Genomic DNA, 17,626 nt, shown 5'->3' on the forward strand with positions numbered 1-17,626 from the left:
CGTGAATAACTCGGAGAAGTATACGCAGCAGCGCCTCTTAATGCACATCGCGCCACTTTCATCGCAGAAATTGGTACGCGGCGGTGGCCTCTTGCTGTGGAAAAGCCTGTGGGAACAACAAGTTATCCACGCAGAATCCGGTTCGGCCCCTGCGCTGAAACGGGTTCGGCATTGCGCAGAATCAGGTTCAGCGGTTCGCAGAATCGAGTACGGTTGCCCGCAGATTCGGGTTCGCACGCAGTCAAAATCTGTTTTGAAATCAAGGCCCTGAACGCTCCGTATACGGTTTACAAGTAGTTAACCCGTATCGGTATCGTTTACTTGTAGCCAAGGACTGGCCATCCGTGGACAACCCTCCCGGGTTGCCCACCGAGCGCCAGCCTTTCCTCAACCAGGTAAACACGGCACCTCAAACCAGTCGGCATTCACGTAAACGCCGCAGGAAACGTATACGTACCCGTTTCTGCGTGACAAGGTTTACGGCTTCGCGTACAAAGGCGGGTAATTCGAAGCACGCTAATATGCCCATCAAACGCACCCCGGTCGCCGCGGGGGATCGCTCCGTCCTGGATATGGATGGAGAACCATCCCGCATCATTGTTCCCGGTAACGAGAACAGCCTGGTTCCGTCCGAGAAATTCCAACGTCTGTTCGACGAGGCGCAAGCCATGGAACGCGAGGACGCCTGGCAAAGTGGCGAAGTCGGCTTTCTCAGCCGCGCCAGCGTTCAGGTAACGCTGCCGTATCGCGCGCCGAAGGGTGCGCCGCCGGTATGGACACGTACCAGCGGCAACATTTCGTTGATGATCCAGCCTGGCTACTTCACGCAGCAGCGTTCTGAGCGCGCCAGCAACGGCCGGCAGAAACTCGTTTCCGAAACGGTCTCGCTGGGCTATCCGTATGGCTCGTACCCGCGCCTGATGCTTGCATGGATCGGCAAGGAAATCATGGCCAAGAAGAAGCGCGGAGAGTTCACCGGAACGGTGGAAGACCGACGCATCTCGCTGGGCAATTCCTTGTCGGAGTTCATGTACAACCTTGGCATTCCGATGGCGACGGGTGGCAAGCGCGGCACCATGACGCTGGTCCGGCAGCAGATGATCCGCCTGTTCTCGGCCACCATCGCAATTGTCCAGAACAAATCCACGCCGAGCCAGAACCAGAACAGCAACCACGAGCCGCTGTCAATCGACCGCGTCGGTTACCTGCTGGCCGACCAGCTGTCAACGTGGTGGGATCCGATGCAGCCTGGGCAAGGCTCTATGTTCGAGAGCTTCGTGGTGCTCTCCGAGCCGTTCTTCAACGAACTGGTGAATCGCCCGGTACCGGTCGACATGCGGGCGCTGAAGGCACTGAAACAGTCGCCCTTTGCCCTCGACGTTTACTCGTGGCTGACGTACCGCTTCTTTACGATCCAGCGGCGTACAGAGATTCCGTGGGAAGCCTTGCAAATGCAGTTCGGCACGGAGACCGAGAGCGAGCGGAAGTTCCGGGCGCTGTTCCGCAAGGCACTCAAGGATGTGCTGGTGGTCTATCCCGGCGCCAAGGTCGATGCGGACTCCTCCAAGGCACTGATCCTGCAGCCATCCAGAACCAGCGTCCGCAAGCTGGGCTGAGCCCGGCACCCGGCGACAAAAAAGGCAAGCGCGCGGCTTGCCTTTTTTGCTTTCGGGCGATGGCCACGCAGCAAGCTGCGTGGCGCACGCTCATCAGGCGGGTTTGATGGCCGATGCCTGCAGACCCTTCGGGCCTTGCTTGACCTCAAAGGTCACGCGTTGACCATCCTTCAGCGTCTTGAAGCCAGCGCCCTGGATCTCGGAGAAGTGCGCGAACAGATCCGCACCGCCGTCGTCGGGGGTGATGAAGCCAAAGCCCTTGGTCTCGTTGAACCACTTGACCGTACCGGTTGCCATAGGAATTTCCTTTCGAAGCAAGTTCTTGTACACCACGCAAACAACCGTTCAAGCACGTTGAATTCTCGTAGATACCGAACGGAAGCCGACGAGGTTGACACGACTTGACTCGACTGTAGGGCGCATCATAACCAGATTTGTCCTGGTCTGTCATGTGCGCCGTAAAGCGCACTACAAATACTTTAGGCGGACTGTCTGCCGCATTTCAAGCAGAAATATCAAACATTGGCGGATTTGCGCTTTGTGACGGAAGATGTCTTCTTTGGAAAAGTTACATATTTTTAAAGATTTAGAATTGGGTTGATGCCCCACCGGGATTTGGCTAAAGTGACGCCTAAAGTTAATCGCGCTTTCAGCGCTGAAAGAGAGGTCCTCGTGGCAGCAAAAATCATCACGGTCTTCAACCAGAAAGGCGGGTGCGGCAAGACTACGGTGAGCATGCATCTGGCCGGAACTCTGGGCCTGCGCGGCGCCCGGTCCATGCTGGTCGATATGGACGAGCAGGGCACGGCGACACGATGGGCGGCCCAGGCCATTGATGAGCGTCCCTTTCCGGCCTCGGTTATCGGTCTGGCACCCTCCGGTGGTGCCATGCATCGGGAAGTCCGTAAATTTGTGCAGGACTATGACTACATCGTCGTCGACTGCCCGCCGGCCGTACATTCTGCGGCGCCATCCAGTGCCCTGCTGATTTCAGACCTGGCCATCATCCCCGTGGTACCCTCGCCGCCCGACCTGTGGGCCGCCGTGGCAGCGAAGACGCTGGCGCAGCATGCACAGGTCCAGAACGAGACGTTGCTGATCCGCGTGATGGCGAACATGGTGCAACGGCGCGTGTCGATCGCGCGCCAGGCGATCGAGATCCTTGGCGACGATGGCGAAGTTCCGCTACTGAATTCCATGATTGGATCGCGATCGGCATTCCGCGAATGTCAGGCGATCGGATGCACCGTCCATGGCGTTGCTGGCGCGCGCGAAGCCGTGCAGGAGGTCGACATGATGGTCGATGAAGTGTTGTCTTTGATTGAGCATTAAGGCATGGCTACCAAACTCAAGAGCCTGAAGGCTGGCATGCTGGCCGGAATGGCGGCCGAAAAGAGCCGCAGCGATTCTCTGGACCGCTTTGCACGGGCGGAGGCGGCGATCTCACAGCATCCGAACGGCCTGCTGCAGGCGCGCCAGCAGGAACAGGCACCGTCTTTCAGCGCTGAAAGTGCGGAAACCGAGAGTTCCCGCCCGCTGGTCCGGATTCTCCTGACCCACCTGCATGACAATCCGCTCAACGCGCGCAGGATCTATGACCCTGCCGTGGTGCAAGAGCGCGCTGCGTCAATTGCCACGCACGGGCAGAAGACACCGGGCCTGGCCGCGCCGGATCCGTCCCGTCCCGGCCACTACATCCTGATCGATGGCCACTATCGCAAGCGAGCCCTGGCGTCTGCCGGCAAGCTGGAGATGGAGTGCTTTGTCGAGAATGATCTCAGTGATCTGGATTTCTACCGCTTGTCGTTCATGCTCAACGAGCAGCGGTCGGACCAGTCGGCGCTCGACAACGCGATTGCCTGGCGCCAGCTGCTGGACGAAGGCAAGGTCCAGAAGGAAGAGGATATCTGCGAACTGACCGGCATCTCCGCCGGCACGGTGAACAAGACGCTCGCCTTGCTGCGGCTGCCGGAATCGGTGCTCGGCGTCATGCGCGAGCGACCGAACGCCATTGGTATCGCCGCCGGCTATGAACTGACGCTCTACTTCAAGCTCGCTGGCGAAGATCGCACGCGGGAGCTGGCGACACGCATCATGACCGACGGCTTGTCCAGCCGCGAAGTGGAATCGATCCGCAAGCAGGCGCAGGAGGGCAAGTCGCGCAAGGTGAAGGAAATCAGTCGCCAGTACAAGATTCGTACGGACGGCGGCCAGCTGCTCGGTACCATCAAAGAGTGGGACTCCGGCCGGGTCATGCTTGACGTACAACTCAGCGATCGCAGTGCGCGCGAGGCGCTGGTCGAAGCGCTCAAGACGCGCTTTGGGCTCGACAAGACGCTGCTCTGAGACGGCCGGGCCGCGAGGCCGCCGAGGTCTCACGCATAGGGCGGGGCGGTATGACGGCCCTTGCTCGCGCGGGATTCACGCCGCTGCGGACCGGATCTGCCTGGGCGTGAATGCCGGCAATGTCATTGCCCGCGTCCTCACATAGGCCTTCCATGCAGCCCTCAACAGCTGATCAAGACCACTGGCTCCATAGCCCGCACCGTGGCCCGCGAGGCGCTTTGCGGCGCCACGCCGGGTAGGTGGGTAGTCTGTCGGTCCCAGGAGCGCCGCACCGGAAGGAGGGGAGGCGGTCAGGCCCCGCCGTACCCAATGCTTGCGCAACGATGCGAGTGTATCCGGCGCAATGACGCGGGGTCGCGCCTTTGGGCCATTCCACTGCAGGCAATCTTCAGCGGCATCTATTTGCAAGCCTTCACAGGAAATGCCGGCAAGTTCGCTGAGCCTGAATCCATCCCGGATCAGCAGGCCAGCCGCGAACGCCGCCTGCCACTTCGCCTCTTCCTGCTTGCCCAACCAGTCCAGGAAACCGTCAATGTCGCTGCGCGAGAGCACGCCGCGCCCATCCGACTCGCCGGATGCAACATCGACCGCCGCGGCATCGACAACATTGACGTTTCCCTCGATAAATCCCGCCTTCGACAGCCACGTGAGCAATGCACGAACGACGCGCAGTGCCGCTGTCCGCGAGCTGACACCTAATGGACCCTCGAACGGGCGCCAGTGCACACGATCCCGTGGGCTTGCCGGCCCGCACCAGAACGCGGCTGGCTCAGGAGCCTGCAGGAACGCCGCATAAGTTCGCAGCGATTCCCCGGTTATCTCGGCCAGACGCAGCTGCTCTCGCGCCAGCCAGAGCAGCAACCGTTCAGCTTCCTTCCGGTAACTGGTGCGCGTGTGCGGCGAACGCGGCTTGGCATCCAGCCATTGCCGCACGAGTTCCAGATCGGATTGCCCGGCATCCGGTGACGCGCGCGTGGCGAGAGGGGGTAGCATCAGCTCGAGCGGGACCGGATACGCCATCTGAGGACCAAGGGGCAACGGGACCATGGTGGGGCGCCGGGAGGCTTCGGACGGCGCGATGATATAGGTCCCGATAAGTGCCTTGTTGTTATCTTTTTGAGGGTCACGCTGGGCAATCAGCCATCTCGTAATGACTTCCGCCGACTTCGGGCCGATCCGCGGTACCGCCCGCCACCAACTGCTGCCGCGCGCATTAGCCAACCCGGCGAGATCGGAAATCTTGTGGATGCCCGCGGCCGTGAGGCGGCGGGCCAGATTGGGGCCAAACCACAGTCCGACTTCGTGCCCCGACGACGGCCGGCCTTGTCCCAATCCTTCCAGCGAGGAGAGGGCATCGACCCGGCGGGTCATGCCGACGTCGGACCGCCCCCGCAGCGCCTCGAACATCTCGGCGATCTCGGGACGGTCATGCTGCAAGGCAAACTGTACGAGACGATCTCGTAGCCCCAGGATGCGCGCGATTGCCTGGTGCTCTGTCAGCACATCGTCATCGTCCGGATCCGACAGATAGCGGTTGGCGATGTCGACCGGACGCATGCCTTGCGCGTACGCGCGCACCACAGCGAATTCCGTCCGGGTCAGCTTGGTGGCGGCAGAAGCGCCGTGGTCTTCACTCATCGCTGGTTCTTACGTAAGTGACTGAACTATAACAACTTTATTCAAAGTGGATTTCGAGCAGGGCACTTTTGCGGCGCCAAAGTTAATGTAAATTATTTTTGTGCAAGTCACCACACTTTATTGCCTGCACCTGTAGCAATTGCCGGGCGAACCCCGCAGGATCTTTCACTGATTTCCACTTCCACCCTCAGCGCGAGCCACTCCGGGTGGAAAATTGCGACTTGCTTGACGCCCATTGGCGCACGCAGAAATGGGTACGCTTCCGCTAGGCGGCTTCCGTGCCTTGGCGCGCGGCTGGCAAAGGGATGTGTCTATCCTGATCATCTACGCGGCAGACAGTGTGGCTATGCCCTGTGCCGTCTTCAGGCCGTTCGTCGACCACGAAGACGCGTTTTTGCCTACTTTTGCCGCTCGGGCAAAAGTAGGTCGCCGGCTGCGCCGGCGAAACAGCCGCGCTTGCCAAGCACAGCAGCCCCAATCACGCCGGAGGCAACGCTGTTATGCGCAGCATGTTGGTTCAGGCGGCAAGTCCCACTTCATCCAGCACCAATTCAAGCTGAGCCTTCAGCACCCGAGCAGGCAGAACACGTTGAAGCTTGCGCGATGACGGCGACAAGTGTTGCGCGTTGCCGATCGTGATTCGATAGGACGGTTAGCATTCCTTTGCGGACCACCACCATACCTCCCACGTATCAACCCAATACCCAATCAGTGTTGGACGATCCGCGCGGCACTTGTCTATCCTCGGTGCGCGCCCCCGGCACGAAACGGCAGCGGGATGCGCCCTAGGGGCCGGCCAGCATGTCGGCGTCCCGCAGAAGAACACACCCGGAACGGAGACAAGCAGGCCCCCGCGCCTTCACCACCCCATGCAAGAACCCCTAACCTTCCCCGCCCAAAGCCAGGCGGACCGCGCCCGCAGCGCATGGTCCCTGTCCGCCATCATGGCCGGCTTCCTCGCCGTGCTGATCTCCTATTCCGGCCCGCTGGTGATCTTCTTGCAGGCGGCGCACGCGGCCAACCTGCCGGCCGACATGGTCACGTCCTGGGTGTGGGGCATTTCAATCGGCGCAGGCGTGTCGGGTTTGCTGCTGAGCGGGTGGCTCAAGGTGCCGGTCGTCACGGCATGGTCCGCACCCGGGACGGCGCTGCTGGTGACACTGTTCCCGCAACTGAGCCTGGCGGATGCCGTGGGCGCCTACTTGAGCGCCGCGGCCATCCTGTTCGTGATCGGGATCTCGGGCAGCTTCGACTGGCTGGTGCAACGCATTCCGCGCGGCATCGCGGCGGGCATGATGGCGGGCATCCTGTTCCAGTTTGGAGCAGGCGCATTCAAGGCTGCAGCGACCCTGCCGCTGCTGGCGGGCGTGATGATCGTGACCTACCTCGTGTGCCGGCGCTGGCTGCAGCGCTACTGCATGATCGTGGTGCTAGCGGTTGGTGTCGCGGTGGCCGCGATGCTGGGGCTCACGCATGCGGGCGACCTTCACCTGGCGCTGGCCAGTCCGGTCTTCACCGCGCCGCACTGGTCGCTCGGCGCCACGCTGAGCCTGGCCATCCCGCTTGTGATCGTCAGCCTCACTGGGCAGTTCCTGCCCGGCATGGCGATCCTGCACCTGTCGGGGTACCGCACCCCGGCGCGGCCCATTCTTGCGGTCACCAGCCTCGCCAGCGCGGCGGTCGCGTGCTTCGGCGGCATCACCATCGTGACGGCGGCCATTACCGCCGCGCTATGCACGGGCAAGGACGCGCATGAAGACCCCGCGCGCCGCTATGTGGCCGGCCTCGCCAACGGAGTGTTCTACCTCGTCGGCGGCACGTTCGCGGGCACCATCGTGCTGCTGTTCGATGCGCTGCCGCACGCCTTCGTCGCGGTGCTTGCGGGGCTGGCGCTGGTCGGCGCCATCATGTCCAACGTGATGGAGGCCATCACGCAGGACGATCACCGCGAGGCGTCGGTCATCACGTTCCTGGCCACGGCATCGGGCATGATCATGTTCGGCCTGGGCTCTGCCTTCTGGGGAATCGTGATTGGCAGCGTGGCCTGGCTCATCCTGCATTCGAAACGACGCCAGGCACAGGGCGCAGCCCCGCAAAAGGACGGGATCGGATCAAGGCCGTCTCCTGCCACGCCACGCGCCGCGGCGTCGGCGAACCCAACCCCGGCCACGGAGGACCGGGCGCAATTCTGATCTCCATTGCTCGCCCGCCAGCCCCGACGGGCAAGTGGCTTCTTGAAGACATCTGCCGCTTCCTGGATGACCCCCTCTTCAGCGGGGGGTGGCACGGCGGCGCAAGTCTGCCTACCCCGACCGGGGGGATCCCCTTTCACGGGATTCACGTCTAGAAGCCACGGTTGCTCCACGGCGCACACATTTACGCGCCTGCTACTCCACATACGACCTTGCGCGCGGCAACGTTTCGCGGACCGCGCGCATCATGAGAATTGATGATGGGGAAAACCCGGCGGTGCTGGTCATGTCTTGCTTTCGTCAAGACCGTTTCATATGCTGGTTACCAGAGTTACGTTTTCTTACATCTGAATTCAATGGCGTCTAAGAGCGCCATGCGGGTTGATAAGCGTCGGACAGACGCAAACGGGGCGATTCGACACCTCCAAGGGAAGGGACCTTCAGCCGGACGGACGGGAACACTGATGGCGCTGGAGCTCTGCCGGATCGTAGGGAGAATGCAAGTCGCAGGATAGCGAGGCATTTTCCGACCGCAAGGGCGGGTTGTTGCAGGGCTCGCGCTTGCCGCTACAAGAAAAGAGAGCGGCCATGGCCACAATCCTCTTGATCGAGCCTCATCCACTGCTGCGCCTGGGGCTGCGCCATCTGCTGGCGCAAGCACATATTCCCGGGGACCTGATCGATATCGATCCGCTGGCTCCCATTGAATCCGATCTCTGGCTGCATGACGCCGACCTGCTGGTGTTCGGACTGCCGTCCGAACACGGCAACGGCTGCCCGCAGCTCGCCGAGGTGTGCGAGCGCCTGGCGCCGCAGCGCGTGCTCGTGCTGGCCGAATCACCAGCCGCCGTGCTCGCCACTGCCGCATTGCCCGAGTCCGTGCGCGGCTGCATGCACAAGCACAGCAGCGCTGCGGCGCTGGACGCCGCGGTGCGCCTGGTGCTGGCCGGCGGCGAGTGCTTTCCGTCCCGCATCCAGATGGAAAGCGCGCCCGCTGCCATGAGCGACGCGCTGGTGGAGCATGCCATGCTGTCCGACCCGGCGGCGGCCGACGAGGACCGCAACGTCGTGGCACTGCAACGTGGCCATGGTGTCCTGGCCATGGCGGCGACGCTCCGCGACGATCCGGCACAGCCAGCACCGCGCGCTTTGGCGCCGACGCATGCAGGTACCTACGAAACGCCATCGGCCGGCGCGCACCTGCTCAACATCACCGAGCGGCAGTACGAGGTGCTCGCGCTGCTGGCGCGCGGCTACCCGATCAAGACCGTCAGCCGGATCCTCAATATCTCCGTTGCCACGGCCAAGACGCACGCGTGTACGCTCTACCAGCGGCTGCATGTGCGCAACAAGGGCGAAGCGGTTTACGTCGCGCTGCAGCGCGGGGCCACGCTCAACTGGGCCGGTCCGCCATCGGCTGGCCAGTTGCAGGTCGCTGCGGGCGCGGGCATGGCAGCGGCATAGCGCTGACGGGCGGGCTCTCCTCCGTCTGGCGAGCCTGGCTCATCCAAAAGCATGAGGCGGACGTAGCGGCAGGTTGCTACGTTCCCAGTAAAGGCACCGGCAGGTACATGTGCGCAGCAGCGAGGCATGAGCGCAGCCTGCCCCGGTTCTCCAACGGTGGTATTGCTTTCGCGGCCAGGCCCGCCGCCCCGTACCGTCAATGTCGACCTATCTGATTGCCAGCAACGAAGTGATGTGCCGGGTCCTGGCCCGCCGACTGCAGACGCTCAGCCTGCCCGAGCCGATCCGCTGGCGCGCGCCGCAATGGCTCGACGAAGCCGATGCGTCCATGCCCGACGAGCAAGCCGAAGACCCTGCCGATCTCGCGCTGCTCGATTGCAGCGGTGTCGAAGGCGATCAACGGACGCTGCTCGACCGCCTGCACGCCAGGCTGGCGCCGCGGCGCTGGCTGGTGATCTCCGACCGGCTCGATGCCTCGCTCATGCTGCACGCCGCGCTGCTCGGTGCGAGCGGTTGCCTCGCGGCGCCGGCATCGCCCGAACTCGTGTGCGCCGCCACGGCGCTCGTCTGGGCCGGCGGGCAGTGTTTTCCGCGCACCGCGCTCACGGTGGCGGGCGGCACGCCGCTGTCCTCCCTCGTTTGTCCGGTGGGGACTACGGCCACCGGATGAGGGCAATCCGCGCGCTGCGCGGCTATGCTTGATTTGCCTGCGACAGAAGCTGGTCCCGCTTCAGAGGCCGCCGCCGCGGGGGTGCTAGGGGGTCGTATGGACTGCGGTCTGGAATTCCTTGTCGTGCGCGGCTTCGCCGTGCGCGAAGGGCGAGGCAAGTGGGCATGTTGCTTCGAAATCCGGCTGGCTACGCAGAGCGATGAACCGCTGTTGTACCGCGGTGAATTGCATGGCCGGCAATTTGATTGCGAAGTGGCCGCGGCCGAGGCCGCCCGCGAAGCCGGCGAGCGCGAGGCACGGTTGCGCGTGGAAAGCCTGAAGGCACTTATCATCGCCCAGCACCGGCACAGGCTGCCGCCAACGTTCGTGCCCTGAACCACTGGCGCACGCGCCGCGTGCGCTCCTGTTTATAGCGACTGAAGCCGCGTGCGCGAGGCTGCCGCACTGCCTTGCGACCGGCCTGATGGGACTTCCCGGCGCGTCCGGCACGCCAAAAAAGAAGCCCGCCGACCGGGGGACCATGCGGGCTTTGAACCGTGCAAGGCCCGAAGTGCGCTTGCACGTCCCATCGACGATAGGCAATTGCCATCCCGGCCTCCATCCGCCAGAAGCACCATGCGTGCGGTACCGCGCGCATGGTACTCATCCATGCTTCATCCATGACGGCGGATAGGTCCTGCGCGCTGCGCGAGCCGCCGCGCGCAGGACTGCGCAACTCTGTGCGCCGCCCAACAGACTGGCGGGAACACGGCGCGCAATGATCGGCAGCACGACCGGTCATGAGGCACGGACACGGTCGGGGGAAGGCGCGCAGGACAGGAGGAGGAGATGCACAGACAATCGAACTGCCGGCGCGCTGGCGCTCGCAGTCCTGGCTGTGCGCGCCCGCAAACGCAAAGTCTTGGCACGCGCGGAGGCCAACAGTGTACGGCGACACGAAGATGCGTGGGCGTGGCGGTCCGGGATTGCGCGGTGGAAATCCGGTCTGGTCGCACGTGAACTGCCACGTCGACCTATGGATTGAACTGCTGCATGGCCTGGACCTGCCGCCGGTAGCTGTGCTGCCTTGCACCGTCAGGCAGGCGTTTGAAGCGGACCATTTCACGCAATGCCGGATACCCGAGGCCGATCTCGAGCGGCTGTTCGGCCTGAACATCCATGCGTTGACGTTGTACGACTCGCTCGAGAACCACGTGGCTGCGCAGACCAGCCGCGGCAACATCGTGGTGATGGAAGTCGACAGCAGCCAGCTGCCGCCAGCGCCGGGAACGGCCTACCATCGCCAGCGGACGCTTTCGTGCATCGGCATCGACGTGATGATCCCCGATGCGCTGGCCGTGGGGTATTTCCACTCCGACGGGTATCACACCGCCAGCGGCGAAGACTACACCACGCTCTTTGGCCGGGCGCCTGGCGCACGCAACCCGGATGTCCAGCTCTTCGCCCACGCCGACGTGGTGCGCCGCAATCCATGCACGTACAGCGACGCGTCGTTGCTGCAGGCTTCGCTGGAACTGTTTCGCTTTCACCTGACGAACCGCCCGTCAGACAATCCGGTCAGCACCTTCCGCGCCGCGTTCCCCGAACATCTCGAGCGCCTGATGGCGCGCGGCGAACCCGGCTTCCATCACTATGCGGCCGGTGTACTGCGCCAGCTCGGCGCCAATTTCGAACTGCTCGCGCGCTACCTGCGCTGGCTGGTCATGCAAGGCGAGCAGGTGCCCGACAAGACAGCCGAGGCCTGCTACACCATGGCATCGGAGGCGATGGTCATGCAGTTCCGGCTGATGCGCGCGGTGATCAGCCGCAAGCCGGACACGTGCGAGGATTGCCTGGACCAGCTCGAAGCCTCTTACCAGGCGTGCGTGCCCGTGCTCGCGCGGCATTTCGCGGGGAGCAAGGCGTGACGGTGGCCGTCGTCGCGCGCGCGCACGACGATGCCCGGCTGCCTCGCGTCTTGCGCGTGTCGGGCGACTGGTCATGGCTGGAAACGCTGCCCGGCGCCGCGGACAGCCCGGCCTGCCTGGACGAGCGCGCGGCCTGGCTGCCGGCCCCGGTGCCGGGTACCGTGGCCGACGCCATGCGCGTATCGGGCCGCTGGCGGGATGCCGTGCCCGCCGCCGTGCATCGGCACGATTACTGGTACCGCCTGCGTTTCGCCGCGACCGGGCGCCGGCTGCTGCGCCTGCGGGGCCTGGCTGGTGCGGCGCAGGCATGGGTGAACGGGCGGCCGATCGGCACACCGCAGGCACTGTGCGACGCGTGCGATGCGGAGGTGGACCTGGCTGGCATCAATACCCTGCACCTGTGCTTCCGGGCCAGCGTACCGCGGCTGCACGCGGCGCGCGGCACGCTGTGCTGGCGCGTGGCACCGGCGTTCCAGACGGCGCGTGTCATCGGGCATGCGGCGGCCGAGGGCCCGCCACTGCACGCCGTGGGTTTGCTGCAGCCAGTCGAGATGCTTGAACTCGGCGGCGGCGATGTCCTGGCCGATGCAGCGGTGGACCTCTCTGCCCGGATCGAGCCTGACGCGGGCAGGGTGTCCATGCGCCTGCACTTGCATGGCGAGGCACCGGCGCAGGGGCGACTGAGCCTCCGCGGTGCGGATGGGATTGTCCTCGCACCGCTCTTGCGCAAGGATGCGTTCACGCTGTCGGGCGACGTGCGGCTGGACCATCCCAGGCTCTGGTGGCCCCATACGCATGGCCAACCGGCGCGGTATCGCGTCCTGGCCGAAGCCGGCGGGCAAGTGCTCGATTGCGGGCGGATCGCGTTGCGCAGCGTGCGGGGCGACAGGCATGGAAGCGATCCGCTGCTGCGCATCAACGATGTGCCGGTGTTCTGCCGTGGCGCGCGCCTGGACGCCGGCGAACTGGCCGCGCTCGCATCCTCGCCGCTGGCCACCCGCCATTGGCTGCGTCTTGCGCGCAGTGCCGGCATGAACGTGCTGTATCTCGATCGCGATAGCGCACCGCCCGCGGATCTGCTCAGCGCCTGCGACGCGGCCGGCGTGCTGCTCTGGCGAGACGGCATGAACCTGCCCGATGCGGCATGGTTGCCCGAGATCGCGGGCGTGCCATGCGCGCGCACGCTCGATGCGCTCGGCTTGTCGCACGCGCCTGGCGATCCGTGCTGGAAGGCCGGCGTATGGCATCCGCGCGGCACGCTATGGGATGCCGAGGACGTCCGCGATCGCTACCTGCTCACGCTGTATGGCGTGGATCCGCCGCACCTGCGCCGCAGTGATCCGCAACGCTATCTGCGCCTGTCGCGCGCGCTCGCCGCGGAACTGGCCAGTGATTTCATCGCTGGTTGCCGCCGTGAAGGCGGCGGGTCCGGACTGGCGCTGGTACCGGCGCTGCGCGATGTGTCGCTTGCCAACGGCACGGGTGTCGTGGATGTGCAGGGCCGGCCCAAGTCGGCCTGGCATGCGATGCGTGCCGCGTGCCGCCCGCTGCAGGTCCTGCTCGGGTCCGACGCCGCGGGCCGGATCCGTGCCGACCTGATGAACGAGACCGCGGGTGCGCGGGACCTTTGCCTGAGGGTTTGCTGGATCGCACACGGCAGTCAGGTTCGCGCCGAGTCCGGGCAGGTGCTGCGGCTTGGCGCACATCAGTCGCTCACGCTGATGCCGCACCCGCCGCACGGCGGATCGCCCGAAGCGGGCGACGTCGTGCTGGCCACGCTGTCGGATGCCCGCAGCGGCGAGCCGCTCAGCCAGGCCGCGCATCTGCCGGACCGCCGCGCCGAAGCGCTGCCGCAGGCGGGCCTGCACGCCGAAGTCCTGCAAGACGCGGGTCAATGGTGGCTCGAAATATCGGCCGCGCGTTTCGCGCGCTGGGTGCACATCGAGGATCATGTGCTGCAGCCGGCGCAGGACTGGTTCCACCTCGCGCCTGGCGCGCGAACCCGCATCCGCCTTTTGCATGAAGGCGGCCAAACGTCTCAACCCGGAGTCATGCCCGCCGGCAAGGTGTGGGCGCTGAACCAGGACGATCCCGCCAGCTACGCCGCGTAGCGGCACTACTCACGCGTCCGCGTGCGCGCAGGCAGGCGCCGCGAGCGCGCTGCCTTGCATGTCCGCTTTCCGGCCGACCTACCAATGGATGACGGCGCACCAGCCGTCTGCCTACTGTCCGACCGGCGATCCATAGCGCTAAATACAGACATCAGGCCGGATGCATTGCCGCATGGTTCGGGGCCGCGGCAGTCCGGCTGAGGGGAGACGAATGCAAAGCGCAGGCCTGGCGGGACGGGCCGGCGGCAGACCGGTCCGGTGCGGCCGGGCCCCGTGGCAGACCGGCGGGGCGGGCGATACCGGCAGGTGGATTCTTGCCCGGATACGGGATGGGACAGGGGGTACGAAAATGATCGCGCATCGCTCGGATCTGAATGCCAACTATCTGCTCAATGCATTGCCGCGCAGCGAATGGGAATCGCTGGCGCAGTACGTCGAGCTGGTGCGCCTGCGTGCCGGCGAGTTGCTGACGGATTCGGGGCAACGCATCGTCCATGTGTACTTCCCGACCACGTCGGTGGTGTCGCTGCTGTCCCTGCTGGAAGACGGTGCCACCGTGGAGATTGCTGCGGTCGGCAACGAAGGCCTGGTGGGCGTGCCCGTAGTCACCGGCGGCGACACCATGCCATGCCGCGTGGAAGTGCGCAGCCCGGGCCTGGCCTACCGCATCCCCGCGCGCCTGCTGCGCAGCGAACTGCCGCGCACGCCGACGCTGCAACGGATCACGCTGCTCTATGTGCAGGCCATGCTGACGCAGATCGCGCAGACCGCCGCCTGCAACCGGCACCATTCCCTGAACAAGCAACTGTGCCGCTGGCTGCTGCTGGCGGTGGATCGCCTGAGCTCGAACGAGCTGGCGATCACGCAGCAGGTCATCGCCAACATGCTCGGCGTGCGCCGCGAAGGCGTGACCGAAGCCGCCGGCAAGCTCGAAGACCTCGGCCTGATCCATCACAGCCGTGGCCATATCACGGTGCTGGATCGCTGCGGGCTCGAAAAGCATTCCTGCGAGTGCTACAAGCTGGTCAAGCGCGAATACGACCGCCTGCTGCCAGCGCTGGCGCATGCCTGACGCTGGCAAACGCGCCTGAGCAAGCCTGGCCGGCGCCGCAGCGCATGCTGCGGGTCCGGCCTTCATCGCTTTGAGGAGCAGTGTCCGTGACCAGACTTTCATATGCCGGTGCACCGGCCGACCGGGAGATCCCCCGGCGTGAAGCGCCGCAAGCGCAAGCCTTGCAGGCACGGGCGCTGCTGGATCATATGGGATGGATCGTCGCCGCGGGCGTGGCTGGCGCCGCAATCGGCGGCGCAGTGGCGCTGTCGTCGCCGCCCGAATACCGTGTCCAGGCGCTCGTGCAGGCGGACGGCAAGGATGGCGCCGCGCGCAATGCCGGGCAGGCGCAGCCGGGCGCGCCGCTCGATGCCGGCCTGCTGCGCAGCCGCGCGGTGGTGGCGCCGGTGGTCGAACAACTGCACCTGGACATCAGCGCGAAGCCGGTGCGCGCGCCCTTGCTCGGCGCGCTGGTCGAGCGCTGGTCGACGCCGGGCCAGCCGCGCGGCACCTTTCTCGGCTACGCGTGGGGTGGCGAGCGGCTCCTGCTGGACCGCCTGGCGGTGCCGGAGCGGCTGGTGGACCAGCCCATGCAGTTCGAGGTGCTGCCGGATGGCGGCTACCGCATCCGCTACCAGGACACCACGCTCGTCGAAGGCGTGGCCGGCGAGAATGCCGCCGGCAACGGCGTGGAACTGCGCGTGGCGCGCATCGAAGCCGCGCCCGGCACCCGCTTCCTGCTCACGCGCCATGACCCGGCACGCACCGCCGACGCGATCCGGCAAGACCTTGCCGTCGAGAGCGAAAGCACTGACGGCGGCGGCAGCACGGTCCGCGTCGCCTGGCAGTACCCGGTCCCGGAGATCGCCGCCGCGCTGGTCAACGGCGTGACGCGCGCCTACATCAACGGCCAGGCGGCCCAGCGCCGCGGCGACGCCGCCGACTCGCTTGCCTTCCTGAGCGGCGAATTGCCGCGCGTGCAGGCCGAGCTGGCGCGCGCCGAGGAGGCGCAAAGCCGCTATCGCGCCCGCACCGGTTCGATGCAACCCAGCCGTGATGCGCAATCGTTCCTGAACAGCAGCATGGAGTACCAGCGCCAGATCACCGCGCTCAGGATGGAACGCACCAAGCTGTTGCAGCGCTTCACCACGGATGCGAATGAGGTGAAGACCGTAGACAGCCAGATCCAGCAAATGACGCGCGATCGCGCGGAGATCGATGCCCGCATGCAGAGCCTCTCGGCCTCGGAGCGCGAGTCGGTGGCGCTGGCGCGCGACGTCAAGGTGGCAGAGGACATGTACATGACGCTGCGCAAGAAGGTCGAGCAGTTGTCGCTGATGCGCTCGGACAATTCCAGCCAGATGCGCCTGATCGACAAGGCCATTGCCCCGGCGCGCCCGGTCGGGCCGGGGGCGTGGCCATTCGTGTCGGGCGGCATGCTGCTCGGGCTGTGCCTTGGCGTGGCCGGCGTCGGCGTGCGCCAGCGCCTGAAGCCCTCGGTGGCCACCTCCAACGATGCCGAGGAGCGGCTTGGCATTGCCATGCTCGGCGATGTCGCCTTCAGTGACGAACAGGCGGCACTCGAACGCGAAATCGACGCCAAGCGGCGCCTTGGCATTGCCGCGGGCTTTGCCTTGCACGCGAACGGCCGCCTCGAGGCCCCGCGCGCGGGCACCGCGCTGGTCGATGCATCGGTCGCCGATCCGGCGGACAGCGACTATGCGGAAAGCGAACGGCTTCTCAGGCAGGGGCTGCATGATCATTTCCTGCTCGCCCGGCGCGCGCCGCACTCGCTCGCCGTGGAAGGGCTGCGCAGCTTGCGCGCGGCGCTGCATTTCTCGCTGCGTTCGGCAACTGACGGCGTGGTGGCCGTCACCAGCCCCGCGGTGGGCGCGGGCAAGACGTTCTCCGCGGTCAACCTCGCGGTGCTGTTCGCGGAAGCCGGCCAGCGCGTGCTCCTCGTCGATGCGGACCTGCGCCGTGGAAAAGTCGCCGACTGGTTCGACCAGCCCGCTGAAGGCGGGCTGGCCGAAGTCCTGGCCGGCCGTCTGGCGATTGCCGAGGCCGTCCGCCCGACCGTGATCAGCGGCCTGTTCATTCTCACCCACGGCCAGACGCCGCCCAACCCGTCCGAGCTGCTGATGCTGCCGACACTGGCGGACAACCTGCGCCGCTGCGCGGCCCGCTTCGACCTGGTCATCGTCGACACGCCGCCGGTGATGGCGGTTGCGGACGCGATGCTGATCGCCAGCCTGGCGGGGTCGACGCTGCTGGTCATTCGCGCCGACGTCACGCCGGCGGACCAGGTGAACGAAACCCTCAAGCGGCTGGCCCGCGCGGATGCGCGCCTGGCTGGCGGGATTCTCAATGGCGTGGTGCAACGGCGCAGTAACCGGGCGGATTTCGACAGCATCAATCCGTATCTGGGGATGCCGTTGCCACCGGCCGAGCCGAAGCATCCGGCGCTGGTGCAGGCGAATGCGCCAGGGAAATCCTGAACGGCAGCACGCGCGGCGTACCTGTTTCTGCGTGCCCGCCGTTCGCGTCCCGATCGTGGAAATGCGCTGCAGTCCTGGCTGGATTGGGTGCCGCCGGCCAGGCTGCCATCTCCGGACTGATTCCCGGGACTGA

Annotated in this window: 13 protein-coding genes; 11 read left to right on the plus strand and 2 right to left on the minus strand. The window is 65.5% G+C overall.

What is annotated here, in order from left to right:
* The first annotated feature begins 521 nt into the window (after positions 1 to 521).
* The gene (locus tag CupriaWKF_RS20635) at positions 522 to 1,616 is read left to right on the plus strand and encodes a replication protein RepA (RefSeq protein ID WP_276103341.1); all 1,095 of its coding nucleotides are present in this window, start codon (positions 522 to 524) and stop codon (positions 1,614 to 1,616) included.
* Positions 1,617 to 1,709: 93 nt separating this feature from the next.
* Here CupriaWKF_RS20635 and CupriaWKF_RS20640 read toward each other — a convergent pair whose 3' ends face one another.
* Positions 1,710 to 1,913 (minus strand): cold-shock protein, encoded by a 204-nt coding sequence (locus CupriaWKF_RS20640; RefSeq protein WP_042880443.1) that lies wholly within the window; start codon positions 1,911 to 1,913, stop codon positions 1,710 to 1,712.
* 375 nt (positions 1,914 to 2,288) lie between these two features.
* Between CupriaWKF_RS20640 and CupriaWKF_RS20645 the strand changes: the two genes are divergently transcribed.
* Both CupriaWKF_RS20645 and CupriaWKF_RS20650 read left to right on the plus strand, forming a co-directional pair.
* A complete protein-coding gene (locus CupriaWKF_RS20645; RefSeq protein WP_276102620.1) occupies positions 2,289 to 2,948 on the plus strand; it encodes a ParA family protein in 660 nt (219 codons plus the stop codon).
* 3 nt (positions 2,949 to 2,951) lie between these two features.
* Entirely contained in the window at positions 2,952 to 3,962 is a 1,011-nt protein-coding gene (locus tag CupriaWKF_RS20650; protein WP_276102621.1) for a ParB/RepB/Spo0J family partition protein, read from the plus strand.
* A gap of 75 nt (positions 3,963 to 4,037) precedes the next feature.
* On the opposite strand, the gene CupriaWKF_RS20655 is transcribed toward CupriaWKF_RS20650, so the two are convergent.
* Positions 4,038 to 5,600 carry a phage integrase family protein gene (locus tag CupriaWKF_RS20655; protein WP_276102622.1) on the minus strand — a complete coding sequence of 521 codons (1,563 nt, stop codon included), beginning with the start codon at positions 5,598 to 5,600 and terminating at the stop codon, positions 4,038 to 4,040.
* 869 nt (positions 5,601 to 6,469) lie between these two features.
* On the opposite strand from CupriaWKF_RS20655, the gene CupriaWKF_RS20660 reads away from it, so the two are divergent.
* The 8 genes from CupriaWKF_RS20660 (at position 6,470) to CupriaWKF_RS20695 (ending at position 17,493) form a co-directional block, all read left to right on the plus strand.
* The gene (locus CupriaWKF_RS20660; RefSeq protein ID WP_276102623.1) at positions 6,470 to 7,792 is read left to right on the plus strand and encodes a benzoate/H(+) symporter BenE family transporter; all 1,323 of its coding nucleotides are present in this window, start codon (positions 6,470 to 6,472) and stop codon (positions 7,790 to 7,792) included.
* Between the two features lie 588 nt (positions 7,793 to 8,380).
* The gene (locus CupriaWKF_RS20665; protein WP_276102624.1) at positions 8,381 to 9,256 is read left to right on the plus strand and encodes a response regulator transcription factor; all 876 of its coding nucleotides are present in this window, start codon (positions 8,381 to 8,383) and stop codon (positions 9,254 to 9,256) included.
* A gap of 199 nt (positions 9,257 to 9,455) precedes the next feature.
* Complete coding sequence (locus tag CupriaWKF_RS20670; protein WP_276102625.1) at positions 9,456 to 9,926, plus strand: DNA-binding response regulator; 471 nt, start codon at positions 9,456 to 9,458, stop codon at positions 9,924 to 9,926.
* Positions 9,927 to 10,022: 96 nt separating this feature from the next.
* A complete protein-coding gene (locus CupriaWKF_RS20675; RefSeq protein ID WP_276102626.1) occupies positions 10,023 to 10,301 on the plus strand; it encodes a hypothetical protein in 279 nt (92 codons plus the stop codon).
* A gap of 548 nt (positions 10,302 to 10,849) precedes the next feature.
* Positions 10,850 to 11,833 carry a DUF1839 family protein gene (locus CupriaWKF_RS20680; RefSeq protein WP_276102627.1) on the plus strand — a complete coding sequence of 328 codons (984 nt, stop codon included), beginning with the start codon at positions 10,850 to 10,852 and terminating at the stop codon, positions 11,831 to 11,833.
* A complete protein-coding gene (locus CupriaWKF_RS20685) occupies positions 11,830 to 13,944 on the plus strand; it encodes a hypothetical protein (RefSeq protein ID WP_276102628.1) in 2,115 nt (704 codons plus the stop codon). The genes CupriaWKF_RS20680 and CupriaWKF_RS20685 overlap by 4 nt, the downstream gene beginning before the upstream one ends.
* A 349-nt stretch (positions 13,945 to 14,293) precedes the next feature.
* Positions 14,294 to 15,016 carry a Crp/Fnr family transcriptional regulator gene (locus CupriaWKF_RS20690; RefSeq protein ID WP_276102629.1) on the plus strand — a complete coding sequence of 241 codons (723 nt, stop codon included), beginning with the start codon at positions 14,294 to 14,296 and terminating at the stop codon, positions 15,014 to 15,016.
* An 86-nt stretch (positions 15,017 to 15,102) separates the two neighbouring features.
* On the plus strand, positions 15,103 to 17,493 hold the full coding sequence (locus CupriaWKF_RS20695; protein WP_276102630.1) for a polysaccharide biosynthesis tyrosine autokinase: 2,391 nt from the start codon (positions 15,103 to 15,105) through the stop codon (positions 17,491 to 17,493).
* The last annotated feature ends 133 nt before the right edge of the window (positions 17,494 to 17,626 follow it).

Source organism: Cupriavidus sp. WKF15 (assembly GCF_029278605.1).
Lineage (GTDB): Bacteria > Pseudomonadota > Gammaproteobacteria > Burkholderiales > Burkholderiaceae > Cupriavidus.

Excerpts from the sequence above, each read along its gene's own strand:
- CupriaWKF_RS20635 (WP_276103341.1), top strand. The coding sequence starts at position 522 with ATGCCCATCAAACGCACCCCGGTCGCCGCGGGGGATCGCTCCGTCCTG.
- CupriaWKF_RS20640 (WP_042880443.1), bottom strand. The coding sequence starts at position 1,913 with ATGGCAACCGGTACGGTCAAGTGGTTCAACGAGACCAAGGGCTTTGGC.
- CupriaWKF_RS20650 (WP_276102621.1), top strand. The coding sequence starts at position 2,952 with ATGGCTACCAAACTCAAGAGCCTGAAGGCTGGCATGCTGGCCGGAATG.
- CupriaWKF_RS20655 (WP_276102622.1), bottom strand. The coding sequence starts at position 5,600 with ATGAGTGAAGACCACGGCGCTTCTGCCGCCACCAAGCTGACCCGGACG.
- CupriaWKF_RS20660 (WP_276102623.1), top strand. The coding sequence starts at position 6,470 with ATGCAAGAACCCCTAACCTTCCCCGCCCAAAGCCAGGCGGACCGCGCC.
- CupriaWKF_RS20665 (WP_276102624.1), top strand. The coding sequence starts at position 8,381 with ATGGCCACAATCCTCTTGATCGAGCCTCATCCACTGCTGCGCCTGGGG.
- CupriaWKF_RS20670 (WP_276102625.1), top strand. The coding sequence starts at position 9,456 with ATGTCGACCTATCTGATTGCCAGCAACGAAGTGATGTGCCGGGTCCTG.
- CupriaWKF_RS20675 (WP_276102626.1), top strand. The coding sequence starts at position 10,023 with ATGGACTGCGGTCTGGAATTCCTTGTCGTGCGCGGCTTCGCCGTGCGC.
- CupriaWKF_RS20690 (WP_276102629.1), top strand. The coding sequence starts at position 14,294 with ATGATCGCGCATCGCTCGGATCTGAATGCCAACTATCTGCTCAATGCA.